General features: G+C 59.7%; 23 protein-coding genes and 2 tRNA genes. 11 read left to right on the top strand and 14 right to left on the bottom strand.

All coding sequences use genetic code 11. From position 1 onward, the window contains the following. Positions 1-182 precede the first annotated feature (182 nt). From CKW24_RS28475 to CKW24_RS16730, 3 genes are all read right to left on the bottom strand, one after another. Positions 183-386: a hypothetical protein gene (locus tag CKW24_RS28475; RefSeq protein ID WP_095169278.1), complete on the bottom strand. Its 204-nt coding sequence runs from the start codon at positions 384-386 to the stop codon at positions 183-185. 62 nt (positions 387-448) lie between these two features. Continuing rightward, positions 449-1,093, bottom strand: coding sequence for an NAD-dependent DNA ligase (locus CKW24_RS16735; protein ID WP_095169277.1), 645 nt, complete (start codon positions 1,091-1,093; stop codon positions 449-451). A 292-nt stretch (positions 1,094-1,385) separates the two neighbouring features. Continuing rightward, positions 1,386-1,473, bottom strand: a tRNA-Ser gene (locus tag CKW24_RS16730). Positions 1,474-1,597: 124 nt separating this feature from the next. Here CKW24_RS16730 and CKW24_RS16725 point away from each other — a divergent pair. Next, positions 1,598-2,269 (top strand): Bax inhibitor-1/YccA family protein, encoded by a 672-nt coding sequence (locus CKW24_RS16725; protein WP_095169276.1) that lies wholly within the window; start codon positions 1,598-1,600, stop codon positions 2,267-2,269. Positions 2,270-2,334: 65 nt separating this feature from the next. On the opposite strand, the gene CKW24_RS16720 is transcribed toward CKW24_RS16725, so the two are convergent. Beyond that, positions 2,335-2,664: a YceK/YidQ family lipoprotein gene (locus CKW24_RS16720; protein WP_095169275.1), complete on the bottom strand. Its 330-nt coding sequence runs from the start codon at positions 2,662-2,664 to the stop codon at positions 2,335-2,337. A 57-nt stretch (positions 2,665-2,721) separates the two neighbouring features. Continuing rightward, the gene (locus tag CKW24_RS16715; RefSeq protein WP_095169274.1) at positions 2,722-3,159 is read right to left on the bottom strand and encodes an Lrp/AsnC family transcriptional regulator; all 438 of its coding nucleotides are present in this window, start codon (positions 3,157-3,159) and stop codon (positions 2,722-2,724) included. A 132-nt stretch (positions 3,160-3,291) separates the two neighbouring features. Between CKW24_RS16715 and CKW24_RS16710 the strand changes: the two genes are divergently transcribed. Continuing rightward, positions 3,292-4,185 (top strand): DMT family transporter, encoded by an 894-nt coding sequence (locus tag CKW24_RS16710; RefSeq protein WP_095169273.1) that lies wholly within the window; start codon positions 3,292-3,294, stop codon positions 4,183-4,185. 7 nt (positions 4,186-4,192) lie between these two features. Here CKW24_RS16710 and CKW24_RS16705 read toward each other — a convergent pair whose 3' ends face one another. Both CKW24_RS16705 and CKW24_RS16700 read right to left on the bottom strand, forming a co-directional pair. Further along, entirely contained in the window at positions 4,193-5,272 is a 1,080-nt protein-coding gene (locus tag CKW24_RS16705) for an FUSC family protein (protein WP_177440673.1), read from the bottom strand. A gap of 30 nt (positions 5,273-5,302) precedes the next feature. After that, complete coding sequence (locus CKW24_RS16700) at positions 5,303-6,928, bottom strand: NADP-dependent glyceraldehyde-3-phosphate dehydrogenase (RefSeq protein ID WP_095169272.1); 1,626 nt, start codon at positions 6,926-6,928, stop codon at positions 5,303-5,305. Positions 6,929-7,348: 420 nt separating this feature from the next. Here CKW24_RS16700 and CKW24_RS16695 point away from each other — a divergent pair, with 420 nt between their 5' ends. The 3 genes from CKW24_RS16695 (at position 7,349) to CKW24_RS16685 (ending at position 10,432) form a co-directional block, all read left to right on the top strand. Continuing rightward, complete coding sequence (locus tag CKW24_RS16695) at positions 7,349-7,735, top strand: cytochrome c5 family protein (RefSeq protein ID WP_095169271.1); 387 nt, start codon at positions 7,349-7,351, stop codon at positions 7,733-7,735. An 85-nt stretch (positions 7,736-7,820) separates the two neighbouring features. After that, positions 7,821-9,152 carry a D-arabinono-1,4-lactone oxidase gene (locus CKW24_RS16690; protein ID WP_177440677.1) on the top strand — a complete coding sequence of 444 codons (1,332 nt, stop codon included), beginning with the start codon at positions 7,821-7,823 and terminating at the stop codon, positions 9,150-9,152. 71 nt (positions 9,153-9,223) lie between these two features. Further along, a complete protein-coding gene (locus tag CKW24_RS16685; protein WP_177440675.1) occupies positions 9,224-10,432 on the top strand; it encodes a DSD1 family PLP-dependent enzyme in 1,209 nt (402 codons plus the stop codon). 41 nt (positions 10,433-10,473) lie between these two features. Here CKW24_RS16685 and CKW24_RS16680 read toward each other — a convergent pair whose 3' ends face one another. After that, the gene (locus CKW24_RS16680) at positions 10,474-11,757 is read right to left on the bottom strand and encodes an FAD-binding oxidoreductase (protein ID WP_095169268.1); all 1,284 of its coding nucleotides are present in this window, start codon (positions 11,755-11,757) and stop codon (positions 10,474-10,476) included. Between the two features lie 183 nt (positions 11,758-11,940). Here CKW24_RS16680 and CKW24_RS16675 point away from each other — a divergent pair. Next, positions 11,941-12,017, top strand: a tRNA-Val gene (locus tag CKW24_RS16675). Between the two features lie 84 nt (positions 12,018-12,101). Here CKW24_RS16675 and CKW24_RS16670 read toward each other — a convergent pair. Further along, positions 12,102-12,629, bottom strand: coding sequence for a GNAT family N-acetyltransferase (locus CKW24_RS16670; RefSeq protein WP_095169267.1), 528 nt, complete (start codon positions 12,627-12,629; stop codon positions 12,102-12,104). On the opposite strand from CKW24_RS16670, the gene CKW24_RS16665 reads away from it, so the two are divergent. Beyond that, entirely contained in the window at positions 12,619-13,239 is a 621-nt protein-coding gene (locus CKW24_RS16665) for a hypothetical protein (RefSeq protein WP_256585494.1), read from the top strand. The genes CKW24_RS16670 and CKW24_RS16665 overlap by 11 nt on opposite strands. Before the next feature lie 17 nt (positions 13,240-13,256). On the opposite strand, the gene CKW24_RS16660 is transcribed toward CKW24_RS16665, so the two are convergent. Next, positions 13,257-14,114 carry a LysR substrate-binding domain-containing protein gene (locus tag CKW24_RS16660; protein WP_095169265.1) on the bottom strand — a complete coding sequence of 286 codons (858 nt, stop codon included), beginning with the start codon at positions 14,112-14,114 and terminating at the stop codon, positions 13,257-13,259. A gap of 97 nt (positions 14,115-14,211) precedes the next feature. On the opposite strand from CKW24_RS16660, the gene CKW24_RS16655 reads away from it, so the two are divergent. Continuing rightward, a complete protein-coding gene (locus CKW24_RS16655) occupies positions 14,212-14,856 on the top strand; it encodes an FMN-dependent NADH-azoreductase (RefSeq protein WP_095169264.1) in 645 nt (214 codons plus the stop codon). A 319-nt stretch (positions 14,857-15,175) separates the two neighbouring features. On the opposite strand, the gene CKW24_RS28195 is transcribed toward CKW24_RS16655, so the two are convergent. Next, positions 15,176-15,316: a hypothetical protein gene (locus CKW24_RS28195; RefSeq protein WP_159987304.1), complete on the bottom strand. Its 141-nt coding sequence runs from the start codon at positions 15,314-15,316 to the stop codon at positions 15,176-15,178. Between the two features lie 208 nt (positions 15,317-15,524). Here CKW24_RS28195 and CKW24_RS16645 point away from each other — a divergent pair, with 208 nt between their 5' ends. Beyond that, complete coding sequence (locus tag CKW24_RS16645) at positions 15,525-15,980, top strand: DUF2214 family protein (protein WP_095169262.1); 456 nt, start codon at positions 15,525-15,527, stop codon at positions 15,978-15,980. Between the two features lie 157 nt (positions 15,981-16,137). Here CKW24_RS16645 and csrA read toward each other — a convergent pair whose 3' ends face one another. Continuing rightward, positions 16,138-16,329: a carbon storage regulator CsrA gene (gene csrA / locus CKW24_RS16640; RefSeq protein ID WP_008057174.1), complete on the bottom strand. Its 192-nt coding sequence runs from the start codon at positions 16,327-16,329 to the stop codon at positions 16,138-16,140. Positions 16,330-16,576: 247 nt separating this feature from the next. Here csrA and CKW24_RS16635 point away from each other — a divergent pair, with 247 nt between their 5' ends. Further along, positions 16,577-16,942, top strand: a complete 366-nt coding sequence (locus CKW24_RS16635; protein ID WP_095169261.1) for an SPOR domain-containing protein — start codon at positions 16,577-16,579, stop codon at positions 16,940-16,942. Positions 16,943-17,014: 72 nt separating this feature from the next. Continuing rightward, the gene (locus CKW24_RS16630) at positions 17,015-17,926 is read left to right on the top strand and encodes a siderophore-interacting protein (RefSeq protein WP_095169260.1); all 912 of its coding nucleotides are present in this window, start codon (positions 17,015-17,017) and stop codon (positions 17,924-17,926) included. Between the two features lie 39 nt (positions 17,927-17,965). Here CKW24_RS16630 and CKW24_RS16625 read toward each other — a convergent pair whose 3' ends face one another. Together CKW24_RS16625 and CKW24_RS16620 are read right to left on the bottom strand one after the other, a co-directional pair. Further along, positions 17,966-18,655: an endonuclease gene (locus CKW24_RS16625; RefSeq protein ID WP_095169259.1), complete on the bottom strand. Its 690-nt coding sequence runs from the start codon at positions 18,653-18,655 to the stop codon at positions 17,966-17,968. A gap of 4 nt (positions 18,656-18,659) precedes the next feature. Next, a complete protein-coding gene (locus tag CKW24_RS16620) occupies positions 18,660-18,938 on the bottom strand; it encodes a DUF1654 domain-containing protein (protein ID WP_095169258.1) in 279 nt (92 codons plus the stop codon). Between the last annotated feature and the right edge of the window lie 80 nt (positions 18,939-19,018).

Raw genomic sequence — 19,018 nt, 5'->3', positions numbered from 1 at the left:
GGGCGACTGTTGCCCTGGCAACAGCGGGGATCGCTGTTGCTGGGACAACATTGCGCAGCTCGTGGGGGGAATGTAGATGATCTAAAAAACGCTCAATAAATACTTTTTAGTTATTAGCTTAAGGCCCGCATTGGCCCTTTTCGGACCGCGATTGATCGAGTACGGGCTTAGCTTGGGGTATCTCAATGAAGCACCCTGCGACTCTCGCCAATCCTTATTCGATCCAGGGCTCGGTTCAGCGCGTCCAATGCATCCAGAAGGGCTTTCGCCTCAGCCTCCCTTCCATCGCCCCAAAGACGTTCGGCCATTTTGTTCAGGGCCTGGATAGATCGCTCAATGTCGGCAGCGGTTGTTGTCACTTTGCTTTCCGGTGGTTTGTTTGGCATTCAGGAACCCTTGCAGGGCATCGCGTTGCAGCAGATCGCGTCGGACTGTCCAGCTCAATACGTCAGCCAAAAAGGGCACGCTGCCATTGCTGCTCACCGATGATGGCGATAGGGGAGCCGGCCTCTCTGAGTTCGACCGCTTTGATTATCTTTGTCCCATAGGTGCTATGGCGCCACTGGTCATTGCCAATACTGCCAACCACCAGGTAATGAATTTTCTTGCTGACCCCGCCGCCAATAATGCCGCCACGCTCCTCCACCAGGACCTGGCAGTCTTTACGCGGTCCATAGGCCATGATTCCGGTGAAAACAAACAAATTGCCGTCCCAAGTGATAGCGGGTTCAGGGTGATTGAAGGGGAGGTCATTGGGCGGGGTGAAGGTGTGATCGCCAGCCTTGGGCTTTTCGCTGCTCAGGCCAGAAAACCCTTGCAGCAGACCGATTAGCTCAAGGGATTCGTCTGCATCCAGCACCCCGTCCAGGAGCATATTGGCGAGGCGTGAATAAAGCAGGTTGATGACCGGATCATCAAGGTGGGCCAGATTCGTCTCCAGCCAATCCCTGAGGAACAGCCCTTCGGCGGTCGATACGACGCCGTCGGCGGCGAGGCCTGCTGCCAAGCCAACGAGTGCATCCGCTGAACGCCTGTCGATCCGCGAGCGATGGAAGTACTTGCTCCGCTCGAATTCGCCGTGAATGTCAGTCATCTGAATTCCTTGTCGTGATGTGGTGCAGCGAGAGCTTTAAGTATCCACCGGGCCAGATGGCTGCATCAACCCGGCCGGATTTGTTTCTAATAGCATGTTACGCGCTTCAGTTTGTTGTCATGAATCAGGGCGATTGGGATGGGTGTTCGATTGGCAGGACGCCAGGGAGATGACCGGGAATCAACGATGATTTCTGGCTGTTCCATCAGGGAAAATCAGCGCAGGGGTGACAGGAAAGCCAAACCCCAGAAACGACAAAGCCCTGAATAATCAGGGCTTTTTCGTATAAATGTGGCGGAAGCGTAGAGATTCGAACTCTAGGATAGTTGCCCATCGACGGTTTTCAAGACCGTTGCCTTAAACCACTCGGCCACGCTTCCAAACTGCTTTGCGGGCGCCATAATACCCGAATGAAACACACTGTCAAACTCTCTGCATAGCTAGTTACAGAGCGTCTGTTATGATCTTTGCGACTGAACGTTTCAAACCTACAGGAGTGTCGCCATGCGCGAACAGGATTACGCAGTTAATAACAGCGTGCAGGCTGAGCAGCTAGAGGTTAGCCGCGTCCTGCGCAACACGTACGGCTTGCTCGCCCTTACCCTGGCCTTCAGCGGTGTGATGGCGTTCGTGGCGCAGCAGATGCGGGTCGGTTATCCGAACATCTTTGTGGTGCTGATCGGCTTCTATGGCCTGTTCTTCCTCACCAACAAACTTCGTGATTCGGCCTGGGGCCTGGTGTCGGCTTTTGCCCTGACCGGTTTCATGGGCTTTCTGCTCGGCCCGATCCTTAACCGTTACCTGGGCATGCAGGGCGGCGCTGAAGTGGTCAGCTCGGCCTTCGCCATGACCGCTCTGGTGTTCGGCGGCCTGTCGGCCTACGTGCTGATTACCCGCAAGGACATGAGCTTCCTCGGTGGTTTCATCACAGCAGGTTTCTTCGTCCTGCTGGGCGCGGTGCTGGCGAGCATGTTCTTCCAGATCAGCGGCCTGCAACTGGCGATCAGCGCTGGCTTCGTGCTGTTCTCCTCGGTCTGCATCCTGTTCCAGACCAGCGCCATCATCCATGGCGGCGAGCGTAACTACATCATGGCGACCATCAGCCTGTATGTATCGATCTACAACCTGTTCGTCAGCTTGTTGCAGCTGTTCGGCATCATGAGCCGCGATGACTGATCGGCGCTCCTGATACTAAAAAACCCGCTTCGGCGGGTTTTTTTTGCCTGGCATTCGGCGGGGCTTCACTCGGTGAGGATGATGCTGCCGTCGGCCTGTTGCCGGTAGATGGTGTACGGCAGCAGGGCGGTGTCCAGCACGCCGGAAATCAGCGCATCGATCAACACTATGATGGTGCCGTTGTCGTGTTTTTGCGCGTCGATACCTTCCTTCAGTGGTGCGTAGAGGGTGCAGAAGTCATAAGTCACCCCACTGTAGATACGGGGTACGGCGCCGCAGTAACTTTTCTGTTCCTTGAGGCTGGCTGCCGCCGCTTCGTCGCTGCGCACCACCGTCTGTACCGTTCCGCAGCCTGACAGCAGCATCGTTGCCAGGAGCACGCCGTGAATTCTCATGCCGCCAATCCTTCGCCGGAAAAATTGCACTCTACGCCGTTGTGCGTCGGACCACACTCACGCCATCGGCGGCAGGCGGCGTTTGACCGGGGTTTTTTTGACGATCGCGGTGTTGGTCTCGGCGTAGCTGTTGAGGCGGTCGAGCAGGGTGTCGAGCTGTTCCATCGAGCGCACGTGCAGGCGCGCGATGAAGCAGTCGTCGCCGGTGACCTTGTCACATTCGGTGAACTCGGGGATGGCCTGGATCTGTCGTTCGACATGCTGCAACTGGCCGGGCAGTGGGCGGATGCGCACGATGGCTTGCAACTGGTAGCCAAAACTCTTGGGGTCGATTTCGACGGTGTAGCCGGTGAGTACGCCGCGCTCTTCGAGGCGGCGCAGGCGCTCGGCGACGCTGGGTGAGGACAGGCCGCTGATCTGTGCCAGGGCCTTGAGCGAGCGCCGGGAGTCCTGCATCAGGGCGCTGATCAGCAGTTGATCAATGTCGTCAGTCATCTGAAGCCTCTTAGGCAATAACTCAAAATTGCCTTGATAAAAAAGGTGAATCCGCAGTTTAGCCTGCATTTGGCCATGGAGGCGGCAGATACCTCAGCGCCATACTTTGCGCTCACAACGAGGAACCTGATCATGGACAACACCCTTCGCCGCGGCTCGCTGGAAATGACCGCCGCCATGCTGATTTCCGGAACCATCGGCTGGTTCGTGCTGGTCAGCGGCCAGCCTGTACTGGATGTGGTGTTCTGGCGCTGCGTGTTCGGCGCCGCGACCCTGTTGCTGATTTGCGCGATGTTCGGTTTTTTACGTCCGGGCCTGCTCAGTCGCACCACCTTCCTGTTGGCCGTACTCAGCGGGGTGGCGATTGTCGGTAACTGGGTGCTGCTGTTTGCTTCCTACTCGCGGGCTTCGATTGCCATCGGCACGGCGGTGTACAACGTGCAGCCGTTCATGCTGGTGGGGCTGGCGGCGTTGTTCCTCGGCGAGAAGATCAGCATACAAAAGCTGTCCTGGCTGGGGCTGTCGTTTCTCGGGATGCTGGCGATCGTCAGTGCCCATGGCGAGCAGGGCGCGGGCGGCGATCAGTACCTGCTGGGGATTGCCCTGGCGTTGGGCGCGGCGCTGCTGTACGCCTTTGCTGCGCTGATCATCAAGCGCCTGACCGGCACGCCGCCGCACTTGATTGCGCTGATCCAGGTCTGCACCGGCGTGCTGTTGCTGGCGCCCTGGGCCAATTGGTCGGCGTTGCCACAACACTCGACGGCCTGGGCCAGCCTGCTGACCCTGGGCATTGTCCACACCGGGGTGATGTACGTGCTGTTGTACGGCGCAATTCAGAAACTGCCGACCGCGTTGACCGGAGCGCTGTCGTTCATCTACCCGATCGCGGCCATTCTGGTCGACTGGCTGGCTTTTGGTCATCGCCTGGAGCTGCTGCAATGGATCGGTGTGGCGGCGATTCTGCTGGCGGCTGCCGGCATGCAACAAGGTTGGGGCAGCGCCACACGCAAAGCCGTGACGTCCTGAGCGCTTCTCAGATCTTCCAGTGGGGTGCCGACTTGACCAGGCGCTGGCGCATCTCGTTGAGGTTGTTTGCCAGTTGCCGGGTCAACAACCGGTAGCCGTCCAGCGCGCTGTACACCGGTGCCTCCATCGCGTTTTGCAGCAGCGGCTCGCTGCTGTTGCGCTCAAGTCGCTCGGTGGCGCCCGATTGCAGGGCGCGCGCCATGCCGATCAGCAGGCGGCGAATCTCGCGATGCTCGGCTCTGAGCGCCAGTTGCATCTGCGCCATGGCATGTTCATCGCGGGTGTCGGGGCGGGTGTTGGCGAGGATTTCCAGGGTGCTGATGCACAGCCGCAAGTTGCGTTGCAGGGCGTCCAGTTCGGTCATGGAGATGCGTACTTCCTTGGACACCGAGGGCATCAGCGAGCGCAGTTGCACCATCACGCCGTTCAAGCGCCCGAGGAGTTTGAGGTAGTGGTCGTCGGTTACCGACTGCCCGCTGATGATCCGGCTGTAGATGCTTGCGCAGTCACGCAGTGCCCCAGCCAGTTTGTAGCGCCAGGAGTACACCGCATACAGCGGCAGGGCGAAGGAAAATGCCAGGGCCAGGACGATGCCGATAAGGATATCCACGGTACGCCACAGTCCATCGGTGACATGGTTGTCGCCGTGGCCGGCGACAATGAACACGGTGATCGCCGACAGCAGCGCGGTATAGCCGCCCTTGCCAATGGCGTGGTAGGAGAAGAAGCCGCAGACCACCGACATGCCGAAGTAGGTCAGCCACGGCAGGCCAAGCCAGGCCTGCTGTAGCACCAGCAGCAACCCCACGGCGGCCCCGATCAATGTGCCATAGGCGCGCTCGGCGGCTTTTTTACCGATGTTGCCGTGGTGTTGCAGGCCGCCGATCACCACCAGCATGGTGACGGATGCCCATTCGCCATGGGGCAGGTTGATCCCCGTGGTCAGCAGGATGGTCGCCAGCAGGCCCAGCGAGACCCGGATGGCGTGGATCACCCGGGCGTTGCGGTAGCGCCGGTACGGGTCGAGCAAGGGCCGTAGCAGGCGCCGCAACAAGGGTGGCAGGCGCAGTGAGCGAAAGGCGGTCATCGGGTTGCCGGGGTGTCCTTGAGTCGTGTGCTAGAAAATGTAGTCGGTCGTCAGGAAGCTCGACTCCCGGCCGCGGATGATGTCGCTGATCAAGGTTTTGTTGCTCTCCTGGAACTTGGTCGCCACCAGGGTACGAATCGAGAACGTACGCAAGGCGTCGTGTACAGACAGCGTGCCTTCAGCCGAATTCTTCCTTCCGTTGAACGGGAAGGTGTCCGGGCCACGCTGGCACTGGGCGTTGATGTTAATGCGGCCGACCTGATTGGCAAAGGTGTCCACCAGGCGTCCCACTTCGGCGGCGTTGGTGCCGAATACGCTCAGCTGTTGACCGAAGTCTGACTCCAGGACGTAGTCGATCACCGTATCCAGATCACGATAAGGCACGATAGGCACCACCGGGCCGAACTGCTCTTCCTGATAGACGCGCATGTCGGTGGTCACCGGGTACAGCACCGCCGGGTAGAAGAACGAACCACGGGCCTGGCCGCCGTTGGCGTTGATCACCTTGGCGCCTTTGCGTACGGCGTCATCCACCAGGCCGTGCAGGTAGTCGACCTTGCCCGACTCCGGCAGTGGCGTCAGTGCCACGCCGTTTTCCCAGGGCATGCCGGGCTTGAGGGTGGCGAGCTTGTGGTTGAATTTCTCGATGAAGCGGTCGACCACCTCTTCATGCACAAACAGGATTTTCAACGCGGTGCAGCGCTGGCCGTTGAACGACAGCGAGCCGGTGACGGCTTCGTTGACCGCGTTGTCCAGATCAACCTCGGGCAGCACGATGCCAGGGTTCTTGGCATCCAGCCCCAGGGCGGCACGCAAGCGGTGGGGCTTGGGGTGCAGCTTCTTCAGGTCGCTGGCAGCCTTGTTGGTGCCGATAAAGGCAAAGATGTCGATCTTGCCGCTGGCCATCAGCGCGCTGACGGTCTCGCGGCCACTGCCGTAGATCACGTTGATCACCCCGGCCGGGAAGCTGTCGCGGAAGGCTTCCAGCAGCGGGCGAATCAGCAGCACTCCCAGTTTGGCGGGCTTGAACACCACGGTATTGCCCATGATCAACGCCGGGATCAGGGTGGTGAAGGTCTCGTTGAGCGGGTAGTTGTAAGGCCCCATGCACAGGGCGACGCCCAGCGGTACGCGGCGGATCTGGCCGAGGGTGTCCTGCTCCAGTTCAAAGCGGCTGGAGCGACGGTCCAGCTCCTTGAGGGCGTTGATGGTGTCGACGATGTAGTCGCAGGTACGGTCGAACTCTTTTTCCGAGTCCTTGAGGTTCTTGCCGATTTCCCACATCAACAGCTTGACCACGGCCGCGCGCTGTTCGCGCATGCGCCCCAGGAACGCCTCCACATGCTGGATCCGCTCGGCCACGCGCATCGTCGGCCAACTGCCCTGGCCCCGGTCGTAGGCGCGCACGGCGGCGTCGAGGGCGGTGAGGGCGGTTTCGGCATCGAGCAGCGGGGTGCTGCCGAGAATGACTTGTTCGTCGACCCCGTCGACGTCCAGGTACACCGGGCTGCGAACCACCGCCAGTGGGCCGTTCCACGTGCGCAGGGTGCCCTCCACCAGGTACTCGCGTTGCTCGATCGGTTCACCTGGGCGGTACGGCTCGGGGATGTCGGCGAGAGCAGGAAACAGTGTGCTGAGAATGTTTTGTGTGCTCATGAAACTACCCCGTACTGGATGTGGGCACGCTGGCTGAGGACCTGGGGTCGGCAGACGGCGTGCAGGCAAAATATCGCTCTATGGGTTATACGCCTAGCAAGCTGCTGGTGATCAATCCACTTCGTGCGCACTCGAACGCAGGCTTCGCCAGCGGCTACAAGGTCGGCTACCTCCCCGCTAAAGTGCATTCTAGAGCGGTTTGGCTGTAAACGTCTGGCCCAAGAGTAGTCGATTTGGCGCGCCGCAGGTGTAACAAACCGTCACGCCTTGGTCGGGGGCAGTTCGACGCGCATGGCCTCGAAAGCCCCCTTGTTGACCCCCAATGCCCTCAACCCCAGACAGCGACTGCCTTAGTGTTCAGTGGCCGGTCTTTACAAAAAAAATGCGCCAGGCCGCGGCGCAGAACAAGTGAGGAAACTTATGTGGGCACTGATTCGAGCCGAGTGGCGGTTTTCCTGGCGTGGGGCGGCGCTGGCGCTGGTGCTCGGGGGGCTGGGTGGCTGCGGCGAGGAGCCAAAGAGCGCACCTGATCGCGTGGCCGCCGCCGCGAGCATGCCCGCCGATGCCGGGTTGGCGCGCACCTACGACACCAGTTGCAAGTTGTGCCACGCCAACCCGGCCTCGGGCGCGCCGCTGACCGGCGACCAGGTAGCGTGGCAGCCGCGCCTGCAACAAGGCGTGGACAGCCTGCTGGATCACACCATCAACGGCCACAACGGCATGCCCCCGATGGGCATGTGCATGCAATGCAGCGAAGCCGATTTCCTGGCGCTGATCAGCTTCATGTCCGGCCAACACCCCCAATAAAAAGCACAAGGTGGGATTGATGACGATGGACCTCACACGACGCCAGCTTTTGCAGCGGGCCAGCCTGGTCGGCGCCCTGACGGCCTTGAGCAGCAACCCGGTGCTGGCACAGTTGGTGCGCGCGCCACGACGGATTCCCTGGCGCAACTGGTCGGGTGCCCAGAGCTGCCTGCCCGAGGCTCGCCTGGCGCCGAAGGATCTGGATGAACTGGTGCAGGTGATCGGCCGCGCCCCGGGCAAGATTCGCCCGGTGGGTTCGGCGCACTCGTTCAGCGCCCTGGTGCCCACCGATGGCACCTTGTTGTCGCTGAGCAACTTCAGCGGTCTGCTCAGTCATGATCCGCAGACCCTGCAGGCCGAATTTGGCGCCGGCACGCCGATGTCGCGCATGGGCCTGGCCTTGAAGGAAGTCGGTCAGGGCCTGAGCAACATGGCCGATATCGACTACCAGACCCTGGCAGGTGCGATCTCCACCTCGACCCATGGCACCGGCAAGCAGTTTCCCTCCTATTCCGCCTACGTCGCCGGTTTGCAACTGGTCACGGCCACGGGGGAGGTGCTTGACTGCGACAGCAGCCACAAGCCGCAGGTATTCAACGCGGCGCGGGTGTCGCTGGGGGCATTGGGGGTGGTCAGCAAGATCCGCATGCAGAATCGCCCCGCCTACCGGCTGCGCGAACACCAGTGGATCGCCAAGACTGAAGAACTGCTGGAGGACGTGGAAAAACACACCCGCGACAACCAGCACTGGGAAATGCTGGTGGTCACCCATTCGGATTACGCCTTGTCGATGGCCCTCAACGAAACCACCGATGCGGCGACACCGCCGATCAGTGCCGAGGAGGAGGGGGGCAATGAATTCGTCAACCTCATCGAGAAGTTCGACAAGTACGTCAGTGATTTCCCTGATGCTCGTCGTACCTTGCTCAATAGCCTGCGGCACATTGCCAATTTTGATGATCGGGTCGGTGACTCCTTCGACATCTATGCCAATGTGCGCACGGTACGTTTCAACGAAATGGAGTACTCGGTGCCGGCCGAACATGGCCCGGCCTGCCTGCGCGAGATCATCAAGCTGATCACTGACAAGGACCTGCGCACCTGGTTTCCCATCGAGTACCGCTACGTCAAGGCCGATGACATCCCCCTGAGCATGTTCGAGGGGCGCGACAGTTGTTCGATCTCGGTGCATCAGCATTACCAGATGGACCATCACAACTTCTTCGCGGCCATCGAGCCGATTTTCTGGAAGTACGCCGGCCGCCCGCATTGGGGCAAGTTGCACAGTTTGAATGCGCGTAACCTGCAAGCGCTGTACCCGCGCTGGCAGGAGTTTCGTGAGGTTCGCGATGCGCTAGACCCTGGCGGCAAGTTCCTCAACGCGCATTTGTCATCGATCCTGGGAGTCAGTGGATGAGCATCGATCGACGCAATTTCCTCGCTGGGGCCGCAGGGCTTGGCGTGTTGCTGTTGGGCGTGGGTGCGTTGCTGCGCCCCGGCGACCGGGGCCGCGCCTATTCCGAGTACTTCAGGGCCCTGAATCAGCAGTTGAAGGAGCACGGCCCGATGCGCCCGGTGCTGCTGATCGATCTGGATCGCCTGGACCACAACATCGATGTGGTGATGCAGTCGGTCAAGCGCGGTGGCAAGCACCTGCGCCTCGTGGAGAAATCCCTGCCGTCACCGGGGCTGTTGGCCTACATCTGCAAGCGCGCGGGAACCCAGCGACTGATGTCGTTTCATCAGCCGTTTCTCAATCATGATGCACTGGTTTTCCCCGAGTCCGACATCCTCTTGGGCAAGCCGCTGCCGGTGCGTTCGGCCGAGCTGTTCTATCAAGCCCACAAAGGCGCGTTCGATCCGGCGCGGCAGTTGCAATGGTTGCTCGATACTCCGGAGCATCTGCAACAGTACCTGGCATTGGCCCGGGGATTGGGTACCCAATTGCGGGTGAACATCGAGCTGGATGTCGGCCTGCATCGCGGCGGCGTGGCAGACACGGCCACCCTGGGGCAGATGCTGGGGCTGATCCGTGCCAACGCGCAGCACCTGCAGTTTGCCGGGCTCATGGGCTACGACCCCTTTGTCGGCATGGGGGTGCCGGGCATCCTCGGCAGTGCCGATGAGCTGTTTGCCAAGGTCATGACTCAGTACAACGGCTACGTCGACTTCACTCGGCAACAGTTTGCCGACCTCTGGCGCCCGGACCTGACGCTCAATACCGCGGGCAGTCCCAGCTATCGCATGCATCAGCAGGAGTCACTGAGCAGCGAGGTGTCGGTGGGTACGGCGATGCTCAAGCCGACCCATTACGATTTGCCCTCGCTGGTCGAGCACGTGCCGGCGACCTGGATCGCGACCCCGGTATTGAAACGCACGGGGGCGGTGCAGATTCCTGCGCTCGACGGCAAGTCCAGGCTGTTGTCGTGGTGGGACATCAACCAGCGTGAGACCTACTTCATCTATGGCGGTAACTGGATGGCCGAGTTCGAATCGCCGGCCGGATTGCAGAGCAACGGGCTGTATGGGCGCAGTTCAAATCAGGAAATGGTCAATGGCTCGCAGGCGGTGGGCCTGGCGGTGGATGATCAGGTGTTCCTGCGACCGACCCAGACCGAGTCGGTGTTGTTGCAGTTTGGCGATTTGCTGGCGGTGCGTGGCGGCAAGATCGTCGAGACCTGGCCGGTATATTCCTGAACGCCTGGGCGCAGCTGTAAAGCCGCGCCCGTAGGGTGGGATCAGAAGTCGAACTTATCGCGCAGGCCGTAGTACCACGCACCCAGTGCGGCGAACGGGGTGCGCAGCAACTGGCCGCCGGGGAAGGGGTAGTGCGGCAGGTCGGCGAAGGCATCGAACCGCTCGGCCTGGCCACGCAAGGCTTCGGCCAGCACTTTGCCGGCCAGGTGGGTGTAGGTGACACCGTGCCCGCTGCAGCCTTGGGAGTAGTAGATGTTGTCGCCCAGGCGCCCGACCTGAGGCAGGCGCGACAAGGTCAGGAGGAAATTACCGGTCCAGGCGTAGTCAATCTTTACGTCCTTGAGTTGGGGGAAGGCCTTGAGCATTTTCGGCCGGATGATCGCCTCGATGTTCGCCGGATCCCGCGCGCCATAGACCACGCCGCCGCCGAAAATCAGGCGCTTGTCCCCCGTGAGGCGGTAGTAGTCGAGCAGGTAGTTGCAGTCTTCGACGCAGTAGTCCTGGGGCAGCAGGCTGTTGGCCAGGGCTTCGCCCAAGGGTTCGGTGGTGATCACTTGGGTGCCGCAGGGCATCGACTTGGCGGCGAGTTCCGGGACCAGGTTGCCCAGGTAGGCATTGCCGGCAACGATGATGAACTTGGCTCGCACCTTGCCCGTCGGCGTGTGTACTACCGGGTTGGCACCGCGCTCGATACGCACCGCCGGCGATTGCTCATAAATCGAGCCGCCCAGGGATTCCACGGCAGCGGCTTCGCCCAGCGCCAGGTTGAGCGGGTGGATGTGGCCGCCGCTCATGTCGAGCATGCCGCCCACATACTGTTCGCAGGCCACGACTTCACGGATGCGGGTTGTGTCGAGCAGTTCGAGCTGGCTGTGGCCGTAGCGCTCCCACAAACGTTTCTGCGCCTCCAGGTGACCCATCTGTTTGCCGGTGATGGCGGCAAACACACCGCCATCCTTGAGGTCGCACTGGATCTGGTACCTGGCGACACGGTCACGAATGATCCGCCCGCCTTCAAAAGCCATTTGCCCCAGCAATTGCGCCTGCTTGGGGCCGACACTGCGCTCGATCACATCGATGTCGCGACTATAGCTGTTGACGATCTGTCCGCCATTGCGACCCGAGGCGCCAAAACCGACCTTGGCAGCCTCCAGCACCGTCACCCGAAACCCGCTCTCCAGCAGGAACAGCGCGCTGGACAACCCGGTGTAGCCCGCGCCAATCACGCAGACGTCGGTTTCTACCTCACCCTGCAGCTCAGGGCGCGCCGGCACGGGGTTGGCCGACGCAGCGTAATAGGATTGCGGATAAGGAGTGTTCGCCATCCCGAAGCCTCTGTTTAATATATTTTACGAATGCAGCGATCCTACCTGAGTTAAAAATCCACTGCCAGCGGGCGCAAACCCCGGTTTGCCGCAGCAAAATTAAATATTTTGCATATTCATAGGGTTAGGTGAAAAAAAGGTGTTGACACCCCTGCGCAATTCCGTAGAATGCCGCCTCACAGCAGGCACGTAGCTCAGTTGGTTAGAGCACCACCTTGACATGGTGGGGGTCGTTGGTTCGAGTCCAATCGCGCCTACCAAACAAAATCCGCTCTGCTGGGCGGTCTAGAAGGGCTCACCGAAAGGTGGGCCCTTTTTTGTTGGCTGCGATTAATGCCAGCTAGTCATTCCGACTGATAAAGCGCGCAGCACATCACAACCATCCCGATGTCAGCCTTGTCAGTACGGAAGGGTATTTCGCCCAGTACCTGAAATCCGCAACTTTCATAAAAACGCTGGGCATGGCTGTTGGACTTCAGCACATCCAGCCATAGGGCGCTTTCCTTGCGGGTTTTTGCTGACTGCTGAATGAACTGCAGAAGCTGTTTGCCGTAGCCTTTGCCCGCCTGAGACTCGAGGAAGTAAATCTTCTGCAGTTCAGCACCAATCTCGCCAGATACAGGGATCGATCTGGACCAGTTGACCTTTGAAAAACCTATGGCTCGGCCTTCCTCGTCGAATACCAGGAGCCAGTTGTGGTGGGTGGGTGCTTCGATGGATTTCTCAAGTTCGCAGATTGAGAAGTCCTCGTTGAGGAAGTGCTGCATTCCTGCGGCGGTCCACAGGTCAGAAAAGTGCTCTCGGTACGTCTCGATACCGAGGTTGCGAAGTACGTGGATGTCTTCCCTGGTGGCTTCTCGAATGGTGATCACTGCCTGCTTCCTGCATTGGGTTGATACTGATCAATACCGGGAGAGGCAGACGAATACAAGAGCGAGCGACTTCAGTACTAATCCCTTCTACCCAAGCCCATTCTCTTTGGTCTTGAGCGACCACTTCACATTGGACGCCCGTCTTGGTGGCTGCAATTCTGCGCTTCAGCCCGCAGAGGCTGCCCTCAAGGAAAAGGAGTCGGTCATGCTCGGTCACTACGCGCAATACAGTCAGCACTACATCACTACCTTGATGATCGTCACCACGCTGTTTTTTGCCCTGCCGATCTTTATCGCGCCCATTGCCTGGGCTCGGGCGATGCGTTGGACGATTCCCGAGCATCGGCACCTGGCGATTTATTTTGGCCGCTGCCTGGGGGCGTTCATCCTGGTGGTGGAAGCGGCGATGTTGCGTTCTGCAACTACCGGCACCAGTTTCAGCTATACGTTTGACATGCTGTTTGTGGTGTTCACGCTGATGTTTGTGGTGCATGTGTATGGTGCGGTGAAGCGTATCCAGCCCATTACCGAAACCCTGGAGATTGGTTTCTGGATGATCCTGTTAGTGCTCAATACGCTGTTTTATCCGGCAACGTCGATCACCCTGTAGGGCTCAAGCCTGGGCTGTTACGGTTCCCTGCGCGTCGCGCAATATTCGACAATCAGTGCCGAAATCGCGGTAATTATCAGTTGATCCGCTTCAGGCGCGGCAAACAGCCGGAACTGCGCATCAGGCAAGTCCGGCAAGCCATGCTCGGCACCCAGCGCCACCAACCCCTGGCCCAATTGACTGGCCGCCATCGGTGCCAGCGCAAAACCTGCCAACACTGCAGCTCGCAATCCGGCAGTGCTGGTGCAGGACATTGCCGTACGTTGGGGGATGCCCGCCTGGGCCAGGCGTGTCAGCGCCACCTCGCGATAAGGGCACGGCTCTGGGAAGAGCGCCAGGGGCAGGGGGCTGGGTAGCGAGGTCACAGGCTGCGCCGGACCTGCCCACACCAGGGGTTCTTGCCACAGCAGTTGGCCCGGTTCGTCGGTTTCGCAGACCGAGCCGATCACCAGCTCCAGATGACCTTGTTTCATCTGGTTAAGCAAGGTGCCGGGGATGCCCACCTGGATGTCGATTTCCAGGCCCGGGTACTGCGCGGCGAAAGCTTGCAGCGTGCGCAACAGTCGCGCCTCGACAAAATCCTCGGACAGCCCGATTCGCAGTCGCCCGTGAAAGGGTGTGCGAGTCAGCTCCGCCCAGGCGTCCCGGTTCAGCGCGAGGATCGTGCGGGCATAGCCGATCAGGCGTTCGCCGTCGGGCGTCAATTGCTGGGAGCGGGTGGTGCGTTTGAGCAGCGGTTTGCCGATCTGCTCTTCCAGGCGTCGCAAATGACCGCTGACCGCGGACTGGGTCAGGCTCAGTTTGTCGGCGGCGCGGCTGAAGCCGGCTTCATCGACCACAGTGACAAAAGTCTTGAGTAGCAGGATGTCGAACATAGTTCTATTCGTGATCAATTGAACAGTTAAACACGATTTATATTTCAAATGGCGCTATGTTGCAATGCCCTCCAGATTCCCATCCTTGAGGTCATCCATGGCTAGGCTTGTACATATTGAGTGTTCGCCCCGTAAACAGCGTTCGGCATCCCTGCAGGTTGCCCGCAGTTTCATCGCGCGTTATCAGGAGCATCACCCGGACACCGAAATCGTCACCCTCGACCTGTGGGCCATGGCGCTCCCGGAGTTTGATCAGCATGCCATGGACGCCAAGTACGCCGGACTCGTGGGCACAGCCTTGACGCCCGCGCAGCAAGCCGCCTGGAGCACCTTGAGGGCGTTGGCCGAGCCGCTGCATCGTGCAGACCTGCTGGTCCTGTCCGTGCCGTTGTGGAATTTCAGTATCCCTTACAAGCTCAAGCACTTCATCGACCTGGTGTCGCAGAAAGACCTGTTGTTCGGGTTCGACCCCGAGCGTGGCTTGTATGGCTTGCTGCATAACAAGAAGGCCGTGGTGGTCTACGCCCGCGGCCTGGATTTTTCGTCGCAGTCGAGCACGCCGGCACAGTACTTCGACTTCCAGGAGCCTTACGTGGCGGCTTGGCTGCAATTTATCGGGATCAGTGATTCCCACGCAGTGATTATCGAGAAAACCATCTTGGGCGAGGCGCAGGATTTACCGGCTCGCGAGGCTGCGACTGAGCAGGTCAGGCGTTTGGCGGACAGCCTTTGTCACAGTTAAGGGGCACTGACGTCAGGTGCGGTAGGCGTTCGGCGTTGAGTCGCTGGCATGCGGCCTCGGCCTCCAAGCGGCTGGGGTAGGTGTGTTGCAAGCGCAGCTTGTCCCGGTTGTCGTAGAGGTTAAATCCTGTGGGGGATGCCTTGCAGTAGGAGCGTTTGCCTGTGCGCAAGGATTGGGTCTGGGCAGGAATCGCCGGCACTACAACAAATCTTGGAACCATGCTCGCCTCCTCTGACCCGCGTGAACGTGAGTCTAAGCAATAGCGGCAACTTGCCACTAGATCAAGGTCGTGGGCTGGAATTCCGATGGGCAACCGTTTTTACCGAAGGTTTACCTGTTCGCTGCTGGAAGGCAGCGGCTCGTATTCGTGATGATGCAGATGGCGGTACCAGCCACAGGCGGCCATGCCGAGCGTGATGACAACCAGAGTGGAAAATGCGGTGGCAGCGTAGATGATCACAAGTGTTGCAAATCCTTGCAGGGGTGGTCCGGCAATCGTAGTTCCATTACGCCATCTCAGGATGTAGGACAAGTCGTTTTGTTCGGAGGGATTTATCTTTGGTGTTGATTTAAATCGGGCTGCGATTGGCGCCTGGCAAGCGAAGTCCGGCGCGATGAACTACTACTGACGCAGCTGTTTTTTCCGTCCTGAAAGGGGAGTCAAACCCATGGCTGTTCACTGGTTGCTTGCGGCGGTTCATCTGTTGGCCTATGGCCTCGCGTTGTGGGCGGTGCTGGCCCGTGCCACGGCTTTTCGGCGAGTGACGGCCGATGGCGGCGGGGCCCGCAGCGTGTTGCTGGCCGACAACTTCTGGGGCGTTTCGGCGATCATCCTGTTGCTGACGGGAGGGCTGCGGGCCTTTGGCGGCTACGAAAAGGGCACGGACTACTATCTGCACCAGCCGTTGTTCCACTTGAAAATGAGTTTGTTCATCATCATTTTGCTGCTGGAAATTGCGCCCATGCTGGCGTTGATCAAATGGCGGATCGCATTGGGTCGGCAGGCTCCGATCGATGTCGGGCGCACAGCGCTGTTTGCCCGTATCTGTCATGTCGAGGCGTTGTTGATTGTGCTGATGGTGGTAGCGGCCACGGGCATGGCACGCGCAGTGACGTTCGGCTGACGGCTTGGGCAGGCGTCGGTTTCGACGGGAGAAAAGAGAATCGGCTGACAGCGTCGTCTGGGGAGATCCCGTTAGTATCGACGTTGTTGGTGAGGCGCAGAATCTTTAGCCAGCCATTACTCTAAAAAGCAGGCTGGCTACTGATTGCTGTTCAGGCTCAGGTTTGCGGTTTTTCCGGGGCAGTCAGGCCTGCCTGGATGCGCTGGTAGATTTCTTCTCGATGCACCGCAACGTCTTTCGGGGCATTGATGCCGATTCTGACCTGCTGGCCGCTAACGCCCAGAATGGTGATGGTAATGTCGTCACCGATGTTTATGCTTTCACCGACTTTGCGGGTGAGTATCAGCATGATCTTCTCCTTGATAGCTTTGTAGGGCACCTGACACACGTGCAGATGTCGGTAATACGTATAGATTAGTGCGAAGTGTCACGGTTTGGGTGCTTCTTTCTGACGCGTAGACGCTGCATTAATTCCCGGGGTGCGACTATACAGAGGCTGCAATCATCATTCTCGTTGTTTTATCCCCTGTTTGCTTGGGTTGAGAGGCATTTTTGAGTGATAAGATCTGCGCCTTTGGCATTCAGGGGGAAAAGCTGTGCGCAAATTGATGTGGGTGATCGCGGTATTGGCGCTGACCGGGTGCGGTGAGCAGGCCGGGCAAGGGCCGAAGAAGCCCCAGGCGGCGGTTGTGGCCAGTCCGACAGAGGTCGCTGTGCCGCAGTGGGATGTGTTGGTGCAAGGTTCGACTCCGCAGGCTGTCAGCGATCTGACCGGGTGGTTGATCGAGCATAGCTTTGTTTCCTACGTCGTCACGCAAGACGGCAAACAACGTGTGCTGGTAGGGCCATTCAATTCCAAGGCTGAGGCTGAGTCACGCCAGGCTCAGGTGGCCGCCGCCCTGGTCAAGGCGAAGAAACAGAACATCGAGACCCTGGTCATCGAGCACAACAGCGTCAAGTAATGCCTGCCTAAAGGGTGAGCGACGTTATCCGTCTATAGGGGATAACGACTCATCACCCTCAGGGAGGTCCCCATGGCCCGCGCTGCCCCTTACACAGTGTTCGACGCCGTCCTGCAACGAAAGCAGGAGCTGAGCCCGCATCTGATGCGCGTGACGCTGGCCGGCCCCATGGTGACCGGCATGGCCACCTGGGCGCCGGACCAGCGGGTAAAGCTGTTTTTCCCGGCTGCCGATGGCAGCCTTGCCAGGCTGGCCCATGATGCGGACTGGCACACCGGCTACCGTTCCCTGCCTCTGGCGCAACGCCCGGCGATGCGCACCTACACCATTCGCCACCTGCGTCCTGCGCAGGGTGAGGTGGATATCGACTTTGTCCTGCATGGCGAAACAGGTCCGGCTTCACGCTGGGCACTGCATGCCCAGCCGGGCGCGAACCTACAGATCGTGGCACCTGACCGGCGTTTCAGCGCCGAGCAAACCGGTGGTTTTGAATGGAAGCCGCCCATGGAGCTGGGGCAGTTGCTGTTGATGGCCGATGCCACCGCACTGCCAGCGGCACTGGGCATCCTTGAAGAGTTGGCCGGGCAACACGCGCCGCCCGCGACTCAGGCGTTTTTCGAAGTGCAGACCGCCGCTGACCGGTTGCCGGTGCCCCAGTGGCCGGGGCTCGAGGTGCAATGGCTGATTCGTGATGAGCGTGCGTCTGGCGCTGCGGGCATGCTGATGGTTGAGGCCGTGCAGAGCGCCCAACTACCGGATTTCAATTCAGCAGTTGGCGACTCTGGGGCATTGCCCGACATCGATATCGACCAGGAGATTCTCTGGGAAACCGGTTCCGCCCAGGGTGCTGCTTTTTATGCCTGGATCGCTGGGGAGAGTGCTGCTGTGATGAGTGTGCGCAAGTACCTGGTCGGTGAGCGGCAGATTCCTCGGCAAATGCTCAACCTCATGGGGTACTGGCGTTACAACAAGGCTGGAAGCTAGCTCGTCAGGGGCCCGGGGCGCTATACCCCGGGCCTTGTCTTAACTGCAGAGCTTCATGTCTACCGGGCCGACAAACTCGTTGGCGCGACCCATGACGCAAGCCACCTTCTGGTTACGCTGGCGCTCCCAGACTTGCACCGGGTAGGTCTTGTTCCAGGCCTCGTACAATTGTCGATCCTGCTTGGACAGGCGCAAGCCGTACTGCTTGCTCATGTAGAAGTAGGTGCGGGCGATCATGCCGCGGATGGAGGGGCGCGGCATGACCTTCTTGGCCTTGAAGTCGACCTGGGTCAGGCACGAACCATATTGCCCGCTTTTTACCGGCAGCCAGCCGAAACTGAAATTGCTGCGGTCGCCGTTGACCTCGCCGATGCTGGGCACCAGGTTGTGCAAGTCGGCCTCGGCGCGCTGGTAGGTCGGATCATGGCGGGTACAGTTCTGCCGCCCACCTTCCTGCCAGCACTGGCGCAGATGGCCGATCTGCCAGGCCGGCACTATGTGTTCCCATTCAATACGTGCCGCGCGGTTGGCGTTTTTCCGTGGCACGTAGCCACAGGCCGCGAGGTCGACCCGATTGCCGGTGTACTTACAGCCGCAGTAGAACTCGGTGGACTGCGGCGCGTAGAGCGTCCAGGCGATCTTTTTCGCTTCGTTAAACGTACGTGGCGCCTGCGCGTGTGCGCTGGCCGCCACCAGGAGTAGCAGCAAAGCAAAACAACGAACCATCATCGACTCAATCTTCCTTCGGCACTACCCAGAAAATCTGCACGCCACCGTCGTCGCGGTGGGCGAGGGTGACGTTGTCGTTCTCGGCGATTTCCTCAAGCAGGCGTTCCCACTCATCAACCGGCTCATCGGGGAGACGGAAGATCAGTGCAGCCTTGGCTTTTTGTGCGTTCGGCGAATTGATGATTTTTTGAATGCGTAGACCCATGCGTTCGTAAGAACCAGGTGGGTTGCTGTTTGCTTGGGAGGTGGCCACGGGATAGTCCTTATTAAGCTGTACGTGCATACAGTATTTAACTGTAAGCATTTTCGCAACTGCTTAAAATTCAAGAAGATCTCTCAGACCACAGGTTTTGCGTTTTAGTG

The sequence above is a fragment of the Pseudomonas sp. Irchel 3H3 genome (genome assembly GCF_900187635.1).
GTDB lineage: Bacteria > Pseudomonadota > Gammaproteobacteria > Pseudomonadales > Pseudomonadaceae > Aquipseudomonas.
Note: the sequence above shows the minus strand (reverse complement) of the source record. Positions and strands in the feature narration are given on the sequence as shown.

What these genes read in the sequence shown, in the direction of transcription:
- CKW24_RS28475 (WP_095169278.1), bottom strand. Translation starts at nt 386, where the DNA reads ATGCCAAACAAACCACCGGAAAGCAAAGTGACAACAACCGCTGCCGAC.
- CKW24_RS16735 (WP_095169277.1), bottom strand. Translation starts at nt 1,093, where the DNA reads ATGACTGACATTCACGGCGAATTCGAGCGGAGCAAGTACTTCCATCGC.
- CKW24_RS16725 (WP_095169276.1), top strand. Translation starts at nt 1,598, where the DNA reads ATGCGCGAACAGGATTACGCAGTTAATAACAGCGTGCAGGCTGAGCAG.
- CKW24_RS16720 (WP_095169275.1), bottom strand. Translation starts at nt 2,664, where the DNA reads ATGAGAATTCACGGCGTGCTCCTGGCAACGATGCTGCTGTCAGGCTGC.
- CKW24_RS16715 (WP_095169274.1), bottom strand. Translation starts at nt 3,159, where the DNA reads ATGACTGACGACATTGATCAACTGCTGATCAGCGCCCTGATGCAGGAC.
- CKW24_RS16710 (WP_095169273.1), top strand. Translation starts at nt 3,292, where the DNA reads ATGGACAACACCCTTCGCCGCGGCTCGCTGGAAATGACCGCCGCCATG.
- CKW24_RS16705 (WP_177440673.1), bottom strand. Translation starts at nt 5,272, where the DNA reads ATGACCGCCTTTCGCTCACTGCGCCTGCCACCCTTGTTGCGGCGCCTG.
- CKW24_RS16700 (WP_095169272.1), bottom strand. Translation starts at nt 6,928, where the DNA reads ATGAGCACACAAAACATTCTCAGCACACTGTTTCCTGCTCTCGCCGAC.
- CKW24_RS16695 (WP_095169271.1), top strand. Translation starts at nt 7,349, where the DNA reads ATGTGGGCACTGATTCGAGCCGAGTGGCGGTTTTCCTGGCGTGGGGCG.
- CKW24_RS16680 (WP_095169268.1), bottom strand. Translation starts at nt 11,757, where the DNA reads ATGGCGAACACTCCTTATCCGCAATCCTATTACGCTGCGTCGGCCAAC.
- CKW24_RS16665 (WP_256585494.1), top strand. Translation starts at nt 12,619, where the DNA reads ATGGTGATCACTGCCTGCTTCCTGCATTGGGTTGATACTGATCAATAC.
- CKW24_RS16660 (WP_095169265.1), bottom strand. Translation starts at nt 14,114, where the DNA reads ATGTTCGACATCCTGCTACTCAAGACTTTTGTCACTGTGGTCGATGAA.
- CKW24_RS16655 (WP_095169264.1), top strand. Translation starts at nt 14,212, where the DNA reads ATGGCTAGGCTTGTACATATTGAGTGTTCGCCCCGTAAACAGCGTTCG.
- CKW24_RS16645 (WP_095169262.1), top strand. Translation starts at nt 15,525, where the DNA reads ATGGCTGTTCACTGGTTGCTTGCGGCGGTTCATCTGTTGGCCTATGGC.
- csrA (WP_008057174.1), bottom strand. Translation starts at nt 16,329, where the DNA reads ATGCTGATACTCACCCGCAAAGTCGGTGAAAGCATAAACATCGGTGAC.
- CKW24_RS16630 (WP_095169260.1), top strand. Translation starts at nt 17,015, where the DNA reads ATGGCCCGCGCTGCCCCTTACACAGTGTTCGACGCCGTCCTGCAACGA.
- CKW24_RS16625 (WP_095169259.1), bottom strand. Translation starts at nt 18,655, where the DNA reads ATGATGGTTCGTTGTTTTGCTTTGCTGCTACTCCTGGTGGCGGCCAGC.
- CKW24_RS16620 (WP_095169258.1), bottom strand. Translation starts at nt 18,938, where the DNA reads ATGCACGTACAGCTTAATAAGGACTATCCCGTGGCCACCTCCCAAGCA.